Below are 20,046 nucleotides of genomic sequence, written 5' to 3'. Positions count from 1 at the left end.
GAAAGTACGAGGGTAAGTTTGACGATAAGGTGTAAATATGGTCTAACATTATTAGACATTGACATGAAAAGGAGAGAAGTATGTTAGGTGAAAGCCATGCGTTATTAGTTGATTTCCCTGAGTATCAAGACAAGATTTCATTGTTAACCGCCAATGATACTGAGTTTGCTGAAGATGCGAAGCGGTATCATCAATTAGATTCTGAAATTCGAAAGCTGGAGTTACGCAATACTCCGACTAGTGATGAGTTTATTGAGCAAGCAAAGCTTGACCGGTTGGTGTTAAAAGATAAGTTGTATCAGTTGTTTACCCAAGGTTAATTCGTTTATTCAGCTTTTTGGCCATGTCGGTATTTAGGTTGTGATGACATGGTCAATTTCTTGCTGTTATTTCAGTAATTCTTTTATTCTTTAGGTTTTATGGCCTGCGGCCACTAACGTCGTGGCGCTTCGCCCACACCAGACCAAGAGGAAACCAACGGCTGTTCCCTCTTGGAACTCCCAGCCGCCACATCAAAATTATCTGAAAAGCGATAATTTCGCGACGTGGTTGAATCCAGCTTTTGACTTCGTTTTGGTGTTCTTCGGCCTTATTCGAAAATGCTAACGCTTTCGGTGGTACATCCTGTACCTCGAAAGCTAGCCAGACATCCATGTCTGGACTCACGCTATTTTCTTCAACGTCCTCAATGTTATTGAGTTGCTTTTAAAAACGATATTTAGAGTTACAGGAATTGAGTGAGCATCAATACATCTGACTGTTAATACATTGATAATGTTTGAGATATATTTTACTTACCACGCTCGATATCAATTAAACATGCAAACTCGGTTTGTTTTATTCCTGTAGAGTAATTTTATCGCTTTACATCAATAAGATAGCAAATGTAGGATGATATTAATCAATAACTTAAACAGCCGACTTTATCGAGTAATACGTTCTACAAGTTATTAGGCATAAGTCAAGTTCAGTACCAAACTAAGAAGAAAAGTATTTTTATGAGTACATATACGCTTAATAGACTAGATTTTGATTTACTCGATGACATTCTTGAGATGGGTGGAGGATATGTTTTAGATTTTTCAAATCAGACTTATTCTGAATTCTTTAATGACGAGCTAGGAATTAACATTGATGATGATAGATATTACGATATAGGTACAAGCAAAGGTAAAAGGTTGCGTAGTTATTTCAAGCAGTCTAAAACCGAGGATGTTTTAAGAGTTCTGAATTCATTATGGAAATATCGAGAGACTAAACGTAAACGAGCAGGTAAAAAAGAGGATAATCCTGTATTAGTAATTGAATTTAATGAACTCTTGGTACGTCTGGGTGGAAAAACACCGACGACGAAAAATAGAGTTTTTTATACTCAACAGGAAGAGGCATTCGATGAAAGTGCAGCAAAAGAGCTTTTCGATTCATTAATGAAGTTGGCGGTAATGGCTCCCCACCCTAGAGGTTTTGCATTCGAAATATTTCTTAAAAAGCTTTTCGACATAAGTGGTATGTCTGGCAGAGCATCTTTCCGCTTGGTAGGTGAACAAATTGATGGAAGCTTCGAGCTTGATGGGGAAACATACCTTCTTGAAGCCAAATGGACTAATTTGCCAGTAAACGCAGCAGATTTGCGCTCATTCAACGCTAAGGTTCAAGACAAGGCAGCATGGTCTAGAGGTTTATTCGTGAGTAATAGCGGCTTTACTGAACAGGGCCTACATGCGTTTGGTCGGGGAAACAGTCTTATTTGTATGGATGGTTTAGATTTGAGTGAAATGTTAATGAGAAACATTGGATTTAAGAGCGTACTATCTAAAAAAGTTCGTCGTGCAGCGGAAACTGGTAATCCATTTGTACGACTACGAGATCTAATTTAATAAGAAAAAGATCAAATAAACGACGTTACACAAATGTCTAAACTTATGTGGTTTTTGTCCGTTTAAGCGAAATAAGCCGAGCTACACTTTGTTAAAGTTTTTAAAGCCAACAGGCTCCGAATATGCCGGAAAGGTTGGTCATGGTAATTTGCGAGTCGACCGTCCGCCCCATGGACGGGGCGGCCGAGCTACAGGGATGTACTTGTGCGTGTCGGAGAGTGAATGCCATGATGAACCCGTTAAATGGTTTTCCAGTGGTAAATTCTTGGGTTTAAGTTTTCAAGCTAGTTTAAACTTGCTCTTACATCTGCAATGGTGATGAACAGTTTGTTTTCTGCGTCTTGAAAAGCCTGAAATCCATAGCGTTCGTAGAAGTGTTTTGCGCCATCTTTTGCGTCAACAATGACGACTGGGAATGCTACGCTATCACTTGCCGCTAGCAGTTTTCGTAGTGCATCAATAAGTAACCATTCGCCAAAGCCTTGGCCTTTATAGCGGTCATCGATTGCTAAGCGGGCTATAAGGCCGCCAGAGGTTGATGATTGGTATTTTTTCTGCAGCTTATCCGGCAGAGCCTTTAGGTCAATGGGTGTCATTGTTAAGGTATAAAAGCCAATGATATACGAGTTATCGTTATCATCTTCTAAAATGAAAGTTCTGCTGTTGTCTTTCTTCGCTTGCTGACTCGCCATGACTTTTAGGTAGTTATTAAGAGCGTCAATACCACAGTTGAATCGGTTTCTATCGTGTTTAGCTTTATCTAAAAGTACCGTATTCATTATTGGGTTTTGCTTTCGTAACGTTCCGAAGCCGTTTTGAGTTTTGAGTTTGGTGTTGCTGGACTGTCTAGTGCTTCCATAAGCAACATCGCATCTGTTTGACTTAGTTTTAGTACTTGTTCACGCTCAATGATTTGTTTGGCTTTTTCGATTGCGGCACTTAGCACAAATGAATTAATACTCGACATACCAGCGATTGCTGCTGCCTTTGTCAGTAAATCTTGGGTGTCGACATCAACTCTAGCAGTGATGCGAGGTAAAGTAGTCGCCATAATATAATCTCCAATTGTGCCAAAGTGTCACATGGCTATTATGGTGTTAAAACGTACAACAAGCAATGCCTGTGTCACTTTTGCACACAGGCTGAAACGTTATTAAAACCAATTCTACTTATCTTACTTATCAATAAACCCTACTCAATGCAGCTTACTCTTTTGCAAATACCTTGCGGCCGTTGACCCAGGTGGCGATGACTTTGTTTTGCCAGATCTGTTGTGGGCCGATTGTAAAATAGTCATCTTCGACTAGGATAAAGTCTGCTTTTTTACCGGGTTCTAATGAGCCTAAAAGCTGCTCTTGATGGCCTGCGTAGGCGGCGTCGATGGTGAAGCTTTTGAGTGCTTCGATGCGTGATAGTTTTTCAGTAGCGAGCCAGCCGTCGAGTGGTTGGTTAACATGGTCTTGGCGGGTTACGGATGAGTGCAATCCAAAAAATGGGTTGGGCGATTCAATAGGGAAGTCTGAACCATTGGCGATGACGGCATTAGCGTTTAACAGCTTGCGCCATGCATAAGCACCGGCCAAGCGGGCTTTACCTAAACGGTTTTCTGCCATGTTTTTGTCGCTGGTGGCGTGGGTTGCTTGAATCGATGCGATAACCCCAAGTTGGGCAAAACGCGGTATGTCGGCTAAATCGAGAATTTGTGCATGTTCAATGCGATGGCGTAATGCTTTTGAGTCGGTTGCTGCTATGGCGGTTTGGTATTTATCGAGTACCACTTGATTAGCATTGTCGCCAATGGCGTGGGTATTAACCTGAAAGCCTGCTTGCATCGACTGTAAAATTAGTTTGCCGAGTTGCTCGTCTGAATACAGCATTAAGCCTTTATGGCCGGGTTGGTCTGAATATTCTTTGATTAATGCCGCACCACGGCTGCCAAGCGCGCCATCGGCTGATATTTTAACGCTGTCGACTTTAAACATGTTATCGGCAGTGGTGATGTGGCCTTGTTTTAAAATGCTAGTAAAGCGAGGGTCTTCAACCGACAGCATGCCATTAACCCGCACGCTCATGGCATTGTTCGCTGCTAATTGTTGGTATGCCTTGATGTTGTCGATGTTGATGCCGGCATCGTGCACACTGGTTAGCCCGTATGACGCTAGGCTATCCATCGCTAGGGTTAAGGTTGATTGTAATTGCTGCTGATTGAGATCGGGGACGATGTTAAACACTAAGTTCATCGCATTATCGATTAATACACCAGTAGGATTACCTTGCTCGTCTTTGACAATTTCACCGCCTTCTGGTGCCACTGTGGTTGACGAAATTCCCGCGAGCGCTAACGCTTTGCTGTTAACCCAAATGGCATGACCGTCAACTCGGCCAAATGATACAGGATTAGCTTTAAAGGCTTTATCTAGGCTTTCTTTAGTCGGGAATTGTTTGCTGTCCCATAACTCTTGGTTCCAACCGCGGCCCATTAGCCAGCCATTAGTGGGTTTTTTCTTACTGAATGCTTGGGCGCGTGCAACGGCATCTTGCTCGCTACTGGTATTGGTTAAATCGGCGGTTAATAAGCTTAAGCCATAACCTAACACATGACCGTGGGCGTCGATTAACCCTGGCAGTAAGGTTTTACCTTTACCATCAATGGTGGTGATATCAGTTGCACTCGGTAAGGCTTGGTTTAAGGTAAATAGTCGATCAATTTTGTCGTCAGTAAATTGGATAGCATTGAAGGTTTGCAGTTTTCCGTCAACGAGCGTGTAGCCATTAACGTGATGCATCAGTGTGGTTTGTGCCATGGTGTTTGCGCTTAAACTAGCCAAACTTAATGCCACTGATAGCGCTAAATATTCCTTTTTCATCTGTTTTCCCTTTTTATGACGACGATTAATCAGCATTCATTAAATGTTAATTAATGGTTAATGGCAAGGGGCTATGCAAGGAGTCATGAGGGGGAGGTTGATGTGGCTAGAGGAAATACTCATTGCTGTGTAAATTTATCGCCCAGCTAATACTAGGCGATAATCGTTAAGGCTAGTTGAACTTAGCTAGGGTACTGGCTAGTTCGTTTACATCCAGTACGTTGTAGTCTGGTTGAGCTGCTAGCGGGAACAACACTTTACCTTGGCGACGAATAAAGGCGGTTTGTAAGCCTGCTTTATCTGCACCGGCAATATCCCAACCGTGTGCGGCAACCATTAACGCTTCATCTGCATTAACGCCTAAATCTTTAATGGCCCAGTGGTACGTTTTTAAATGCGGTTTAAATACTCCAACAGACTCTATGCTTAAGTTGGCATCAAAATACTGGCTTAAATTAGCATTTTTAAGCTGTAAGGTTACGCCTTCTAATGATGAATTGGTTAAGGTGACTAGTTTGTAGCCCTGAGCTTTTAATTTAGCTAAACCTTCTGCAACATCTGGGTGAGCGGGTAATGAACGAAGTGGCGTTAGAATGGCGGTTTTAGCTTGTTCTGGTGTGATGGCAATACCGTTGATTTCGGCGACCATTTGCAATGAAGCAACGCCAATGCTACCAAACGTTTGGTAATCACCTGTAGCTGAAACTACTAAAGAATGATGCAACATGGTTGAGAACCATAATGGCAGCAAATCTTCACGACCATTAAGCGCTTTACCCACAGAGGCGCGCATATTTTCAAGATCTAACAAGGTTTCATTCACATCAAAAATAATCACTTTAGGTTTAGTGAGTTGAGTGTGTGGTTCTTCTGATTCAGCTGCGAAAGCACTGCTGCTGTTAAGTAACAAGCATGCTGTAGCGAGTGATAATAATGCACGGATTTTCATAACACCTCTAATAATGGTGGCTAAATTTAGATTAAACGATATTGAACGATCGTTCATAATTTACCTAGACTAAATGAAATAGACCTTAAAATCACCTTATTATTAGTATTGGATGATGGCTTAGCTCGCGAGTGTCTGTTTGGATGTGAGTGTAGAATGAGTATCAAATGAGTATCAAATGAGTAAACACCGTCGTTAGTGATAATGCATTAACGACGGTGGAGAGTCATTAGTATGATGGATAAATAGAGTGCAGATTAGCGCGGCAGGGCAACGACTTGACCTTTTTTGACTACGGTTTGGCACGGGTTAACCCCGTAGGCATAGGCCAGTTGTGCTGGAGTGGTGATATCCCACAAGCAAAAATCGGCTTGTTTACCCACGGTAATACTGCCGACATTATTGTCGATACCCAGTGCTTTTGCAGCATTAATGGTTACACCTTGTAAGGCTTCTTCAGGGGTGAGTCTGAATAAGGTGCAAGCCATATTGAGCATTAATAAGGTGGAGCAAATAGGCGATGACCCCGGATTAAAATCGCTGGCAATAACCATTGGCACCTTGTATTGGCGCAGTAAGTCGATTGGTGGTAATTGGGTTTCACGTAAAAAGTAAAATGCGCCGGGTAACAAGGTTGCACAGGTACCGCTTTCGCTTATGGCTTTAATACCTGCTTCATCTAGAAACTCAATATGATCGACCGATTTAGCCCCAAGCTTGGCTGCTAAGGCGCTGCCGCCCATATTGGTTAATTGCTCAGCATGCAGTTTAATCTGCAGACCGGCCTGTTTAGCCGCAGTTAATACTCGCTCAGTTTGCTCAAGATTAAAGGCGATATTTTCACAAAATACATCAACGGCATCAGCAAGGTTTTCGGCGATTACCGCGGGGAGCATGTCATTAATAACGAGGTCGATATAGGCATCTACATTGTCTTTATATTCTGGCGGAATAGCATGTGCGCCCAAGAAGGTGGTGCAAACGTCAATGTGATGATGCTCGCCTAGCTCACGTGCAACGCGCAATAGTTTAAGCTCTGTTTCGGTGTTTAAACCGTAACCGGATTTAATTTCAACCGTGGTGACGCCTTCTCTGGCGAGAGCGTTTAAGCGTTGTCGGCCTAGCTCAAATAGTTCAGCTTCATCAGCATCGCGACAAGCATTAACCGTTGAGAGAATACCACCACCTGCGCGAGCTATTTCGGCGTAAGTCGCGCCTTGTAAACGTTGTTCAAATTCGTTAGCGCGGTTACCAGCAAAGACTAAGTGGGTGTGTGCATCGATAAGCCCTGGTGTTATCCAGCCACCTTTGCCTCTGTAAACTGGGGTTGCCAGTACATCAAATTCAGGTAGTTCACTGCGCGGGCCAACCCAAGCAATTTTGCCATCTTTTACTGCGATAGCCGCTTGAGGTATTACACCGTAAGCCCCTTGGATATTGGTATCCATGGTGGCCACGTTTACATCAATCCACACTTGATCCCACGACATGAAAACCCCTAAAAATGCATTAATTATTGATTGCTAAACAATACTTGTTTTAACTTGTATATACAAGGTAGGATGAATGATGTGTTTTTAAACAGCAATGACATTATTGTCTCAAAAACTGAGAGCTGCTGATATGGCCCAAGCAAAGTTTGCCCAAATAAAACAATTCATTTTGAGCCGTATTGAAACGGGCGAATGGCAAGAAAACGACCGCGTGCCGTCTGAAAATCAGTTAACTGAATTGTTCGCCTGTAGCCGTATGACAGCAAGGCGGGCGTTAACTGAGCTGGTGGACTCGGGCGTGTTAGAGCGCACTCAGGGAGTGGGTACGTTTGTTGCCGGATTAAAGTCGCAATCGTCATTGCTGGCTATTCGTAATATTGCCGACGAGATAAAAGACCGTGGCCATGGCTACAGTGTTAACCAGCTTGAATTGACACAAATCGAGGCCAGCACTGCGGTGGCTAATGCACTGGGGCTGGAATTGGGCAGCCCTGTATTTTATTCGGTGTTGGTACATTGCGAACAAGGCTTACCACTACAAGTTGAAGAGCGTTATGTAAACCCACTACTTGCGCCTGATTACCTACAACAAGATTTTAACTTACATACACCCCATGAATATTTATCGGCGGTGGCGCCACTGACAGAGGCTAAACATACCGTTGAAGCCATTATGGCTAATGAGCTGTTGCAGCAACGTTTAGCTATTACGGCGAGTGAACCCTGTTTACAAATTTTACGTCGTACCTGGTCACGCCAAGGTGTGGTCAGTTTTGCTCGTTTAGTTCATCCGGGTAGCAAATTTAAACTAGGCGGCCATTTAACGTTTGCGCGTTAAAAGGTGGTATCGAAAATGAAAACCGTAAGACATTAAACATACACACCAAGACCAATAAAAAACCAAATCGAATTAATCGGTTGAAGAGGAACATATGGATAAAAGACATGATCCAAGCCGTCGCATTATTGCGCCGCACGGTACTCAATTACAGTGTAAAAGTTGGCTAACCGAAGCCGCGATGCGTATGTTAATGAATAACTTACACCCTGATGTTGCCGAACGCCCTGAAGATTTAGTGGTGTACGGCGGCATTGGCCGCGCCGCGCGCGACTGGCAAAGTTACGACAAAATTATTGAAGTGCTTAAACGCCTTGAAGACGATCAAACCTTATTGGTGCAGTCGGGTAAACCTGTTGGGGTGTTTACCACTCATAGCAATGCGCCACGGGTCATTATTGCTAATTCAAACCTAGTGCCACATTGGGCTAACTGGGAACACTTTAACGAACTGGATAAGAAAGGTTTGGCCATGTATGGCCAAATGACTGCGGGTTCGTGGATTTATATTGGTTCGCAAGGCATTGTGCAAGGCACTTACGAAACGTTTGTCGCCATGGCTAAACAGCACTTTAATGGCTCGTCAGCGGGTAAGTGGATTTTAACCGGCGGTTTAGGCGGCATGGGTGGCGCACAACCACTGGCTGGTACTATGGCGGGTTATTCGGTATTAACCTGCGAAGTAGATGAAACCCGTATCGATTTTCGCATGCGTACTGGTTACGTCGACAAAAAAGCCACTTCATTAGATCAAGCATTAGCGATGATTTACGCAGCAAACCAAAGCGGCAAGCCTGTTTCAGTCGGCTTATTAGCCAATGCTGCCGATGTGTTTACTGAGCTAGTGACCCGCGGCATTGTGCCTGATGTGGTCACCGATCAAACCTCCGCGCACGACCCATTAAACGGCTATTTACCTCAAGGCTGGAGCTTAGAATACGCTGCTAAAATGCGTAAAACTGACGAAGCAGCAGTCGTTAAAGCGGCGAAGCAATCAATGGCGGTGCAAGTTAGAGCAATGTTGGCATTGCAGGCAGCTGGTGCCGCAACCACAGATTATGGTAATAATATTCGCCAAATGGCCTTTGAAGAAGGCGTCACGAATGCGTTCGACTTCCCTGGGTTTGTACCAGCATACGTGCGACCGTTATTTTGTGAAGGCATTGGACCATTCCGTTGGGTAGCCTTGTCTGGCGATCCGCAAGATATCTACAAAACAGATGCCAAAGTCAAAGAGCTTATTCCAGATAATCCGCAGTTACACAATTGGTTAGACATGGCGCGTGAGCGGATTGCGTTTCAAGGCTTACCTGCACGTATTTGCTGGGTAGGGCTTAAAGATCGTGCCCGCTTAGCGTTAGCTTTTAATGAAATGGTCAAAAACGGTGAGTTATCGGCACCAATTGTTATCGGTCGTGATCACTTAGATTCTGGCTCAGTTGCCAGCCCAAATCGTGAAACAGAAGCCATGTTAGACGGCTCTGATGCGGTGTCAGATTGGCCATTAATGAATGCCTTACTCAATACGGCTAGTGGTGCAACTTGGGTGTCATTGCATCATGGTGGCGGCGTTGGTATGGGCTTTAGTCAACATTCTGGGGTGGTGATAGTGGCCGACGGAACCGATGAAGCTGCGGTACGTTTAGGCAGAGTATTGTGGAACGACCCTGCTACTGGGGTAATGCGTCATGCAGATGCTGGCTATGACATTGCAAAAAATTGTGCCAAAGAGCAAGGCTTAGACCTGCCAATGTTAGGAGCTTAATCCATGTCGACTTATTCATTTGAACTTATTCCAGGTACGCTGACATTAGCGCAGACTCGTGCGATCAGCCGTAATAGTGTCAAGCTGACCCTTGCGAAAGAAGCGATTAAAGACATTAATCAAAGTGCTGAAATCGTCCAGCAAGTATTACGTGAAGGCCGTACTGTTTACGGTATCAATACTGGCTTTGGCTTGTTAGCCAACACTAAAATTGTTCCAGAAGATCTGCAATTATTGCAACGCTCTATTGTATTGTCCCACGCAGCTGGCATTGGTAAATACATGCAAGATGCTACCGTGCGCTTAATGATGGTGTTAAAAATTAACTCATTAAGCCGCGGTTTTTCAGGTATTCGTTTAGAGGTTATCGAGTTTCTCATTCAGCTAGTGAATGCCGGAGTGTATCCATGTGTGCCAGAAAAAGGCTCAGTCGGGGCATCGGGTGACTTAGCGCCATTAGCTCACATGTGTTTACCTTTGCTAGGTGAAGGTGAAATGAGCTATCAGGGGCTGATTATCTCAGCAGCGGAAGGTCTTGAGATTGCTGGGCTAAAACCTATTGAATTAGCGGCCAAAGAAGGGTTAGCGTTACTGAATGGTACGCAAGCCTCAACAGCGCTGGCGCTTGAAGGTTTGTTTAATGCAGAAGACTTGTTTGCCGCCAGTTCAATTATTGGTGCCATGAGTGTTGAAGCCGCTATGGGCAGCCGTAGTCCATTTGATGCGCGCATTCATGCTGCGCGTGGGCAAAAAGGCCAAATTGACTCAGCAGCCATTTTCCGTCATTTGCTCACTAACGAATCGGAAATTAGCCTAAGCCATACCAATTGCGAAAAAGTGCAAGACCCATATTCACTGCGCTGTCAGCCACAGGTATTAGGTGCGTGCTTAACTCAAATTCGTCAAGCAGCAGAAGTGCTTGGCGCTGAGGCAAACGGCGTTACTGATAATCCATTGGTGTTCCAAGATACGGGCGATATTATTTCGGGCGGTAACTTCCATGCCGAACCCGTTGCGATGGCGGCTGATAACCTCGCGATTGCGATTGCTGAAATGGGCTCTATTTCGGAACGCAGAATGGCGTTGTTGATTGATTCTAGTTTGTCTAAGCTACCGCCATTTTTAGTCGATAACGGTGGGGTGAATTCTGGCTTTATGATTGCTCAGGTCACCGCGGCTGCACTTGCATCGGAAAACAAAACCTATGCACATCCTGCTTCTGTAGACAGTTTGCCAACGTCGGCAAACCAAGAAGATCACGTGTCGATGGCGACGTTTGCTGCACGACGTTTACGCTACATGAGCGAAAATACCCGTGGAGTATTGGCTATTGAGTTGTTAGCTGCTGCGCAAGGGCTAGATTTTAGAACGCCGCTACAACCAAGTGTTGCAGTGGCTAAGGCCAAAGCTGAATTGCGTGAAATCGTATCGTTTTATGATAAAGACCGTTATTTTTCACCTGATATCGAGAACTCGGTCGACTTGTTGTATAGCGCCAGTTTTAACCGATTGCTACCGCAGGGCATGTTACCGAGTTTTTAATTGAGTGAAACTACATGTCATGAATAGGATATGTTTAGAGTAATTTGACAAAGGACCGCAAGGTCCTTTTTTATTGTCTTTTATTGCCACCGCGTCAAAGCTAATTTTTGTTTAATCTTGTGTGGGTATACTCACATTCATTGTAACTGTTAACATAATTATGAAAATAGTAACTTGCATTAAATTTATCATCTTGACCGATAGAGTCGATGTTTCGGTAACGTTATACATCAACACCATGCATAATGAGCACACTGATAAGCCTGTGAATGTTTGCTTGCATTTATGCGGTTTAATTTAAGTCTTTTGATTGAGTAAAGGGCAAACGTGGCTAAGGATTTGTTTGTGAATACAGAAGTGCGGATTGAAATTGCGGCTTGGTTAACCCGTTTGGGTATTAATAGCCAACCATCGGATGGTGTCGCGACATCGATATTAATTTTGGCTTGTGTGATTGTGGCAGGTTTAAGTTATTACATTACCCATCGATTTGTAGTTCACGGTGTGAATGCAGTGATCCGCCGGTCTTCGGTGACCTGGGACGATATTTTCATGCGCTTTAATGTGTTTGAACGTCTCGCTATTTTGATCCCCATTTTAATCCTCGATTTATTGGTCCCTATAGTACTCACCGAGCATGAATTGATTAGCGCTTTTATTGACCGTTTTCTTAGCGCGTTGTTAGTGTTTTTTATGATTAGAGCCGTGTATAGCGGATTAAATGCCATCGATGAAATTGCTGATCTTAATCACGTTAATCGTCGTTTACCGGTAAAAAGCTTTGTTCAGCTAACTAAACTATTCTTATTCTTTATTGGGTTAATTGTGGTCTTTGCTATTTTAGCCGACCAGTCGCCTATTTATTTTTTTAGTGGTTTAGGTGTTGCAACCGGTTTGGTTATGTTGGTGTTTCGCGACACTATTTTAGGCTTTGTTGCAGGTATTCAGTTAGCGGCTAACCGCATGGTGAGTAAAGGCGATTGGATCCAAATGGATAAATACGCTGCAGACGGCGCGGTTGAAGATGTCACGTTGACCACCGTTAAAGTACGAAACTGGGACAATACCATCACCATGATCCCAGCTTATGCATTAGTGTCAGATGCATTTAAGAACTGGCGCGGCATGTCCGAGTCAGGCGGCAGGCGCATTAAGCGGTCAATTAATATCGATGTGAATAGCATTCAATTTTTAACTGATGAAGAACGTTTACGCCTAGGTAAGGTCAATTACTTAAAAGAATACTTACCCCAAACCTTCAGTGAAATCAGTGTCGCTAATGCCAATATCAGTGATATTGAAATGAAAGTGAATGGTCGTCGGTTAACCAATATCGGCACATTCAGAGCCTACCTACAAGAGTATTTACGTCGTCATGACAAAATACATAAAGACATGACTTTGATGGTTAGGCAGCTTGCACCAACGACCGAAGGCTTACCCATTGAGCTGTATATTTTTACTAATGATATTCGCTGGACCTATTATGAAGCCATTCAAGCGGATATTTTTGACCATATTTTTGCGATATTGCCCGAGTTTGGTTTACGTGCATTTCAAAACCCAACAGGTACTGACATTCGCAGCATAAAGCAATGCACCGAACAACATTGATAAGCTGTCTGATAGGCGATATCTGCAGTGGTTAAATTATTGGTATTAGTATCATTGCTGTTGCTGTGGTCGGCGATGCCCGTGCAAGCTAATTGGTTTAATGATATCAATAGGCAAGTTCGTTCAATAGGCGCTGCAAAGCCAGTGACAGCCGAACCGTTAACCGCCGCAGAGTTAGCGGATTATCCTGCAAACTATCAATTTGAACGAGTGATGGCACCCAGTCACCAAGCGCCGCTGTTTGTGGTGCAAGCTGGGCTTGAGCATAGTGATACCGTTGTGCTTATTCATGGTTTGGGAGATTTAGCCTCTAAAGATTGGTTAACGGTTATTCCTGCACTAGCTAAGCAGTACCATGTTGTTGCTATCGATTTACCCGGCTTTGGCTTATCACAAGGGGCGGTATTTACCTACTCGCCAAAAGAATATGCCAAAGTTATCGATTGGGTTATTAACCATTATCGCCATCACAATGCTCAGGTACATCTTGTGGGACATTCGATGGGGGCGGCGATCAGTTTATACTATGCCAGCCAATATCCAGGTAATATTAAGCAACTTGTGTTAGTTGATGCGGCGGGTATTTTAGACCGTACCGCCTATTTAAAGCAGATTTCGAAACGAGATATGGCTAACAGTGAATTACCCCAAGGATTACGCCGGGTGTTGGCGCGGGTTGATAATTTTGCGGATAAAATATTAGAGAAAACTGGAACGGGATTCGATCCCACTAAGTTGTTAAGCCGTAACGAGTCTATTCGTAATATGACCATTGGCGAACAAACGAATACTAATGCGGCATTAGCGCTAATGGAACAAAACTTCTCTGTGCTTAATTACCAACAGATGCCCGCTACGCAGTTAATTTGGGGTGCCGATGATCAAGTTGCGCCACTGCGGACCGCTCAAGCGCTACTGCATGTATTACCTACTGCACAGCTAAAGGTTATTGCTGGTGCAGGGCATGTACCGATGAAGTCTCACCAACATATCTTTAATCAGCTGTTACTCACTAGTCTTGTAACTCCTCCTTCACCCCGCCAGCCACCGCCTGAAAATAAAAGTCATCGTGTGGGTAAATGCTATCAAGATAGCCAACAATATTTTTCAGGCCAATATGAGCAGTTAATTATTGAAGACTGTAAATTGGTGTTTATAGATAATGTTACTGTAAATCAGCTCAGTATTAGTGATTCTATCGTGGCTATTAAGTCTAGCCGTTTAGGTGCTGCGTTGAACAATATGATGATTACGCGCAGTACTGTTAGTGCCACCGATAGTCATTTTTCGGGTGTGCTCACCAGTACTCGTAGTCGGTTTGATTTGGCAGGAGTCACCTTTTGGGGAGAATCACCGGTGTTTATCTCGCAAGAGTCGACTCGGTTAGTGCTATCTTTAGTACGGATCCACACCCCAACCCATATTACCCGTTTAGGTGGCAGTTACGTATTGGCCACAGAAAGTTTAGAAAGCGTATTGTAGTATTGGTAAGTGATGCTCTGATAGCATTTCAACTGAGCTGTATGAGTTCGTTAAAATGTAATGATTAGGCCCTAGTTTTGTTGATAATCAGGCACTAATTTTGGATGAACTCCTTTGATTGAACGATAAAAATCCATTAGTTGGTTTATTTCTGCTTCAATATCTCCCGCCGGTCTTAAAGGCTTGGCAATCACAATCGCTTTACGGCTAAAATCTAATCCTATTGGCACAATATCCACATTAGCTTTAACGGCAATATGGTAAAAGCCACTTTTCCAACGGGTTACTGGGCCGCGAGTTCCTTCTGGTGCTAGGGCCAGTTTATACAGTGGATCTTGTTGGAATAACAGCACCACGCCATCAACCAAGTTATTGTATTTACGTCTATCGACAGGGCTGCCACCCATGGCGCGAAAAAGCCATCCCCAAGGTGGAATAAACAGCTGATGCTTACCTAAAAAGTGGATTTTGGTGCCTAAGGCGCTGCGGGCGATAATACCAATGATGAAATCCCAGTTACTGGTATGTGGGCCAACAATGATGACGCATGGCGTAGTTTTATCGAGTTGACCATCTATTTTCCAACCCAGTATTTTGAGTAATCCTGAGCAAAATGTACTGAACATGATGTTATTCCAATTATTGAGCTTTGTAGGCTTCTTGTTTTATTGTGTTGACACACCATCAATGCGACGTCATTAAATGCAGTCAAAAACGTTTTTATCTATTGCGGCATGTCAGTTTATCTTAGGTCATATCAGCATAGTCGGTCATAGTGTCAATTTCATGCTTAATCCAAAATAGCAAATAGCAAATAGCAAATACTAACACTCAACGTAGAATAAAAGCGGAGAGAGATTAGATAGGATTAATCCATAACAGTTAGATTAATTTTCCAGTATTTGATTTGAATGTGCTATCACTAACAAAAGTGTTCTTATTCATTTTATGGCGAGTTTATTACGTTTCAAAGCAACTGTGTGAGTATTGGCAACGCCTTACATATTAGCTGGGCAAAGGTTATGCGTTAGCCGTTTATCATAGGGAGCAACCACTAAGCTGTTGGGAAAGTGCTAGTGAGTAGTTGGTTGATTAAACTCTGCAATGCGTTTTGCTTCGTCCAGGATGACGGGTTCTAATTCTGCTTCTGATTTCATCCGTTCAAAATCAAATTTCATCCGCTGCTGCTTAGGTAAAGCTGTGCGGGCTTCCATGATGGGATGGTTTCTAATCAACTCGTAATGGGTAAATAGGTTAGGGAAGTCGGCCATAACTTGTTCTGACATGGATAATGCATCAAATAGTTTTCCTATGCGCATAACGCCTTCAGACAGCTCACAGCGGTCTTCTAGCATTGCTGCGGCAATGTATCGAATATCAGTCAGTATTTGCTGTCTGCGCTCTTCAGCTTTAGCCTTACGTTCTGACAGTGCAAGTTGATTAGCTTGGGTTCGACGCTTAAGGGTTAACAGTAAGTGTGTTGCGTAGGTTGCAAGGGCTACAATAATGAGTAAAGCAATAACGATGGCGGTTGTAGACACAATTTATCCTTTTTTGAATACAAAACTGGCGCCATATGCGCCAGTTTTATGATATCAAACCAAGAAATAGCTTGGTATTACTTTCATCAAGCAGATTAATCTTTCTGCTGATAATCTTTAAGCAGATCGGCACCTGATTCAAAACGACTCAATAGTTCATCATCACTCAGTTGCTTTTTAGGGCTTTCCATTGGCGTATCATCACCTTCGGTTAGGCCTAAACTCAACATCAGTTGTTCAATTTTATCTAGCTGAATATTCAACCACTTTTGATCGGTGTCAGATAAATTACGACCTTCTTCAAGTTGGTCTAGTAGCTGATTCAATCTTGGATCGTCTTCAAGTTGCAATAATTTTTGCTCGTCAGTCAGTTTAGGCTGTTTAGGCTTAACCACTAATGGCTTAGTTATTGATGTCGGTAATATTAATGCAACCGGCTTTTTACTGCCATGACGTGCATCTTTATTTTTAGCCGTTGCGCTACCCGCTGCTTGTTTAAGCATCGCTTCATTATGGCGGCTGCCTGATTTTCGGCCGGTTTCTGATTTTTTACCATCGACCGCATTGCGATCAACTTTTTTTACTCTTGGTGCAAACTTAGCGCCGTTTTCGCCGCCTTTGCGAGTTTTTTTACTGCGAGCCATGATGTTCTCGTTAGGTTTTCTAAACACGTTCTTGCAGAGCAATTTCTACAAGACACTAAATAAGGATGCGCTTTATATCAGATTCTGATGATTTTTGCATCAAAACCAGATCTTTCGATGCAAATAATAGCTCAAAATCACTATTTAATGCTAAATATTCGAATGTGGAGTGCTGATAAAAGCTTACATGAGTTGGATTGTTTTTGTAATGCCATTTGGCAAAATGCTCTTTATCAGTCAATAAGGGAGTGCTTATTGCTAACCAGCCGCCGGGTTTAATCAATTGATTGAGCAATATCCATTCTCGATGAGGATGACGAAAGTGCTCAAATACTCGATAACAACACACAAAATCATAAGTTTGTTTTAGTACCGACTGATCTGCAGCAAAAAATGGATCGTACTCATTAACAATATGGCCTGCATTTGCAATGGACTGCCTACTTTGGTCATCAAGTAAACGACCAAAATTAAGGCCAGTAAGTACACCACTTTGTTGCTGAGATATTTGAACTAATAGTGGCAGAATAAATTGTGATAATGGCTTTTGTTTCGATGACTTTTGCGCCTGACCATAACGTTGGCGCTCAAGATCTGGCATCAGGTTTGATTTTGGGTTAGCAAAGACTAAACCACATCGTTCGCAGCTGTAGAACGCTCTTTTTTTGTCTTGAACAAAAAAACCAGCACAATGATTACAAAGCGGACATACATTCATCAAATACAGCAGCACCTAAGTATTGACTTAATAAATGATTATATAGTGAATGCAGCTAATTAAAAGTAAGTATTTGAAATCATGTCAAGATTAATACTTTTTAGGAATAAAAAAAGGTGGCAGTATAAACTGCCACCTCATAAAAATAGTGCTTAACGCACTTTATTCTGATTCCAAGTATCCGTACTTGCTATGTGACTATCCCGGTCAGATCTTTATTTATTCTGCTTTCCATGCCGTTTTTAGTTGTTATTGGTCATCTATGACGCTTTTTTATATTCTGTTGCCGTCCTGACTACAGCTTCTGTAGATGGTCTTCAATGACGCATCAATATCCTAATTGTCTTCAATGACATTAGTTAACCATCCTTGTTACTTTGTACCTTCGAGCGATAAAGCCTCCAGTTAATGCATCCTCAGCAATAAGCTTTGTTTGCTATTATTTGAATCTTCAAATAATACTCTGGGTTATCAGTCACTCTGTTGTGTAAGGCAGTGCTAAACAGCATGTCGACCAATCGGTCTATTCCTTACAAATTTTACGACCAGCATTTCAAAGTGAAACAGCGACTCATATTGTTATTATTAGTGAGTGGTCTTAAATTATTATTATTATAAATTTACTTTATTCTTATATCTTAAATGTATCAGTCCGAAACCTGCTTGATGTTATTAGTTTTATGTTGCAAACAGCTGGGTTTGTCTCGGTACGGGGTGTATTTAACGCTAAAAGTGTGAACAATGTCAAGTAATAATCGATGAAGCTTACGTCAACGTCAACTTTGTAGTGTAAAAAAAGGGCTCGAAAGCCCATTTTTTTATTCGCAAAAATTCAAGGGTATTAATGCTTAATACTTGAAATATATTTAGATAATGCTTCGATATCAGCATCAGATAATTTTTTAGCTACATCTTGCATCATGCCATTTAAATCGTTGTGACGAACTCCATCACGAAATTGTGTTAGCTGAATTTTGATATAGTTAGCATGCTGACCACCTACGACAGGGAAGCCTGCAGCAGCAGCGCCTTGGCCTTCAGGACCATGACAGGCAACACATGCAGTAATACCACGAGCGGCGTCACCGCCTTTATACAGTTTTTCACCTGCAGCAGGTACGTCGGTAACGTCGGCGACAACTTGTACTTGGCTTGCAAAGAATGCTGAAACATCAGCGATATCTTCATCACTGAGCCCCATTGCAAAACCAATCATAATTGGGTTCATACGACCCTCTGCGCCACCTGTTTTAGCAGCAAGACGAAATTCTGTTAATTGTTTTTCAAGATAGGCAGGGTGTTGTCCTGCTAATTTAGGATACATATCAATCATGCTATTGCCGTCAGCACCGTGACAGGCAGAACATACGATTGCTTTAGTTTTGCCTGCTTCAGCATTACCTTCAGCCATAACTGATGATGACATAGCGGCGACTACAGACAGCGCAAGAGCTAACTTTTTCATGGCGTTCCAACTTCTAGTTAATTTATTGTCCTGAGCTTACTAGGAAGACCCGCAAGCGTGGTAAAATGTTTTTTCCAAGCGCTCTGATGTAGTTTACGATGCTCGTGAAGAGCTAGATCATTTATGACTACATCACACATATCAGCGTTGCTTGGGTATATAATGTGATCAGGCTAATATTTTACACGAAAATGTGCAAAAGTAAGCAATTGTTAAAAATTTATGGTAATGCGTTTACTAGAAGTAATTTAATTGGAGTTAAGAGTGACAGAATCTCGTATCGATTTCCGTAGGGCTAAGTTTTTAATCAGTGCGCCAGACATTGCGCATTTAGATCAGTATCTTCCTGGGGATATCGGGATTGAGATTGCATTTGCAGGGCGCTCTAATGCTGGTAAATCCAGTGCATTAAATGCGCTTACTGAACAAAAAAGTTTAGCCAGAACCAGTAAAACACCGGGTCGAACCCAATTAATTAACGTATTTCAGTTAGATGATGATCGTCGTTTAGTCGATTTACCAGGTTATGGTTTTGCACAAGTCCCTCTAGCATTAAAAAATAAATGGCAAGAGGCGCTGGGCGAGTACTTACAAAAGCGTGCCTGTTTAAGCGGTGTGGTGGTATTGATGGATATTCGTCATCCGCTGAAAGATCTCGATATGCAAATGATTGAGTGGGCAGTATTGAGCAATATTCCAGTATTAGCCTTATTAACTAAATCCGATAAATTGACTCAAAGCGTCAAAATGAAGACGGTTAATGATGTGCGTGCAGCCCTAAAGAGTTTTGGTGATAAAGTACAGGTAGAGACTTTGTCGTCACTCAAAGGCACAGGTAAGCCTAAGGTATTGAGTATTTTAAACGATTGGTGCCATCCTGAATGGTTAGCTGAACAGAAGGCTGAGCAAGCGTCAGCGTCGGAATTAGCACCAGAGTAGTGGTCGAGTGATATTATAGATTAGTAAAACTAAGAGCCGGCAGCGATGTCGGCTTTTTTGCATCTGTGTTTTCTATATTGTAATAATGGTGATTTTTAAGCAAAAAAAAACCGATAACCAAACGGCCATCGGTACAAATAAATTAGCTCTTTTGGGGAGAAGCTAAATTCAACAAGACTCAAGTGCCATCAACTCAATTTGATGGCGCTCAATAACGACATAATAACTGTTTTTTTATCAACATTAAAGTATTTACTCTAAATATTTTTAATGATGGAAAAAAATCAAAAAAAAAGCCCCAGCAACCTAGAT

18 protein-coding genes are annotated in these 20,046 nt (G+C 42.5%); 8 read left to right on the top strand and 10 right to left on the bottom strand.

Translation table 11 applies throughout. From position 1 onward, the window contains the following. Positions 1-80 precede the first annotated feature (80 nt). Together EGC82_RS00555 and EGC82_RS00550 are read left to right on the top strand one after the other, a co-directional pair. Positions 81-320, top strand: a complete 240-nt coding sequence (locus EGC82_RS00555) for an HP1242/YdcH family protein (RefSeq protein WP_124729041.1) — start codon at positions 81-83, stop codon at positions 318-320. A 678-nt stretch (positions 321-998) separates the two neighbouring features. Next, positions 999-1,877: a restriction endonuclease gene (locus tag EGC82_RS00550; RefSeq protein WP_124729040.1), complete on the top strand. Its 879-nt coding sequence runs from the start codon at positions 999-1,001 to the stop codon at positions 1,875-1,877. A 284-nt stretch (positions 1,878-2,161) separates the two neighbouring features. Here EGC82_RS00550 and EGC82_RS00545 read toward each other — a convergent pair whose 3' ends face one another. The 5 genes from EGC82_RS00545 to hutI all read right to left on the bottom strand — a co-directional run bounded on the left by EGC82_RS00545 (position 2,162) and on the right by hutI (position 7,183). Beyond that, positions 2,162-2,659, bottom strand: a complete 498-nt coding sequence (locus EGC82_RS00545) for a GNAT family N-acetyltransferase (RefSeq protein ID WP_124729039.1) — start codon at positions 2,657-2,659, stop codon at positions 2,162-2,164. Then, the gene (locus tag EGC82_RS00540; protein ID WP_011639367.1) at positions 2,656-2,928 is read right to left on the bottom strand and encodes a type II toxin-antitoxin system TacA family antitoxin; all 273 of its coding nucleotides are present in this window, start codon (positions 2,926-2,928) and stop codon (positions 2,656-2,658) included. Before EGC82_RS00540 ends, EGC82_RS00545 begins: the two co-directional genes overlap by 4 nt. Before the next feature lie 154 nt (positions 2,929-3,082). Continuing rightward, the gene (locus EGC82_RS00535; RefSeq protein WP_124729038.1) at positions 3,083-4,744 is read right to left on the bottom strand and encodes an amidohydrolase; all 1,662 of its coding nucleotides are present in this window, start codon (positions 4,742-4,744) and stop codon (positions 3,083-3,085) included. A gap of 172 nt (positions 4,745-4,916) precedes the next feature. Then, on the bottom strand, positions 4,917-5,693 hold the full coding sequence (locus EGC82_RS00530; protein WP_124732522.1) for a haloacid dehalogenase type II: 777 nt from the start codon (positions 5,691-5,693) through the stop codon (positions 4,917-4,919). A 257-nt stretch (positions 5,694-5,950) separates the two neighbouring features. Further along, entirely contained in the window at positions 5,951-7,183 is a 1,233-nt protein-coding gene (gene hutI, locus EGC82_RS00525; protein ID WP_124729037.1) for an imidazolonepropionase, read from the bottom strand. Between the two features lie 133 nt (positions 7,184-7,316). Here hutI and hutC point away from each other — a divergent pair, with 133 nt between their 5' ends. From hutC to EGC82_RS00500, 5 genes are all read left to right on the top strand, one after another. Further along, positions 7,317-8,024, top strand: coding sequence for a histidine utilization repressor (gene hutC, locus EGC82_RS00520; protein WP_124729036.1), 708 nt, complete (start codon positions 7,317-7,319; stop codon positions 8,022-8,024). A gap of 94 nt (positions 8,025-8,118) precedes the next feature. Continuing rightward, entirely contained in the window at positions 8,119-9,789 is a 1,671-nt protein-coding gene (gene hutU / locus EGC82_RS00515) for a urocanate hydratase (protein ID WP_124729035.1), read from the top strand. Positions 9,790-9,792: 3 nt separating this feature from the next. Next, complete coding sequence (gene hutH, locus EGC82_RS00510; protein WP_124729034.1) at positions 9,793-11,331, top strand: histidine ammonia-lyase; 1,539 nt, start codon at positions 9,793-9,795, stop codon at positions 11,329-11,331. A 345-nt stretch (positions 11,332-11,676) separates the two neighbouring features. Continuing rightward, entirely contained in the window at positions 11,677-12,945 is a 1,269-nt protein-coding gene (locus EGC82_RS00505) for a mechanosensitive ion channel family protein (RefSeq protein WP_124729033.1), read from the top strand. A 27-nt stretch (positions 12,946-12,972) separates the two neighbouring features. After that, positions 12,973-14,427: an alpha/beta fold hydrolase gene (locus EGC82_RS00500; RefSeq protein ID WP_124729032.1), complete on the top strand. Its 1,455-nt coding sequence runs from the start codon at positions 12,973-12,975 to the stop codon at positions 14,425-14,427. A gap of 71 nt (positions 14,428-14,498) precedes the next feature. Here the strand turns inward: EGC82_RS00500 and EGC82_RS00495 are convergent, their stop codons facing one another. The 5 genes from EGC82_RS00495 to EGC82_RS00475 form a co-directional block, all read right to left on the bottom strand. Next, positions 14,499-15,053, bottom strand: coding sequence for a lysophospholipid acyltransferase family protein (locus EGC82_RS00495; protein ID WP_124729031.1), 555 nt, complete (start codon positions 15,051-15,053; stop codon positions 14,499-14,501). Between the two features lie 447 nt (positions 15,054-15,500). Then, positions 15,501-15,968, bottom strand: coding sequence for a DUF2489 domain-containing protein (locus EGC82_RS00490; RefSeq protein ID WP_124729030.1), 468 nt, complete (start codon positions 15,966-15,968; stop codon positions 15,501-15,503). Between the two features lie 95 nt (positions 15,969-16,063). Further along, complete coding sequence (gene yihI / locus EGC82_RS00485) at positions 16,064-16,612, bottom strand: Der GTPase-activating protein YihI (RefSeq protein WP_124729029.1); 549 nt, start codon at positions 16,610-16,612, stop codon at positions 16,064-16,066. Positions 16,613-16,667: 55 nt separating this feature from the next. After that, positions 16,668-17,330: a methyltransferase domain-containing protein gene (locus EGC82_RS00480; RefSeq protein WP_124729028.1), complete on the bottom strand. Its 663-nt coding sequence runs from the start codon at positions 17,328-17,330 to the stop codon at positions 16,668-16,670. A gap of 841 nt (positions 17,331-18,171) precedes the next feature. Next, on the bottom strand, positions 18,172-18,795 hold the full coding sequence (locus EGC82_RS00475) for a c-type cytochrome (protein ID WP_124729027.1): 624 nt from the start codon (positions 18,793-18,795) through the stop codon (positions 18,172-18,174). A 264-nt stretch (positions 18,796-19,059) separates the two neighbouring features. Between EGC82_RS00475 and yihA the strand changes: the two genes are divergently transcribed. Then, positions 19,060-19,734 (top strand): ribosome biogenesis GTP-binding protein YihA/YsxC, encoded by a 675-nt coding sequence (yihA, locus tag EGC82_RS00470; RefSeq protein WP_124729026.1) that lies wholly within the window; start codon positions 19,060-19,062, stop codon positions 19,732-19,734. Positions 19,735-20,046 lie beyond the last annotated feature (312 nt).

This window comes from Shewanella livingstonensis, from assembly GCF_003855395.1.
Classification (GTDB): Bacteria; Pseudomonadota; Gammaproteobacteria; order Enterobacterales; family Shewanellaceae; genus Shewanella; species Shewanella livingstonensis.
Note: the sequence above shows the minus strand (reverse complement) of the source record. Positions and strands in the feature narration are given on the sequence as shown.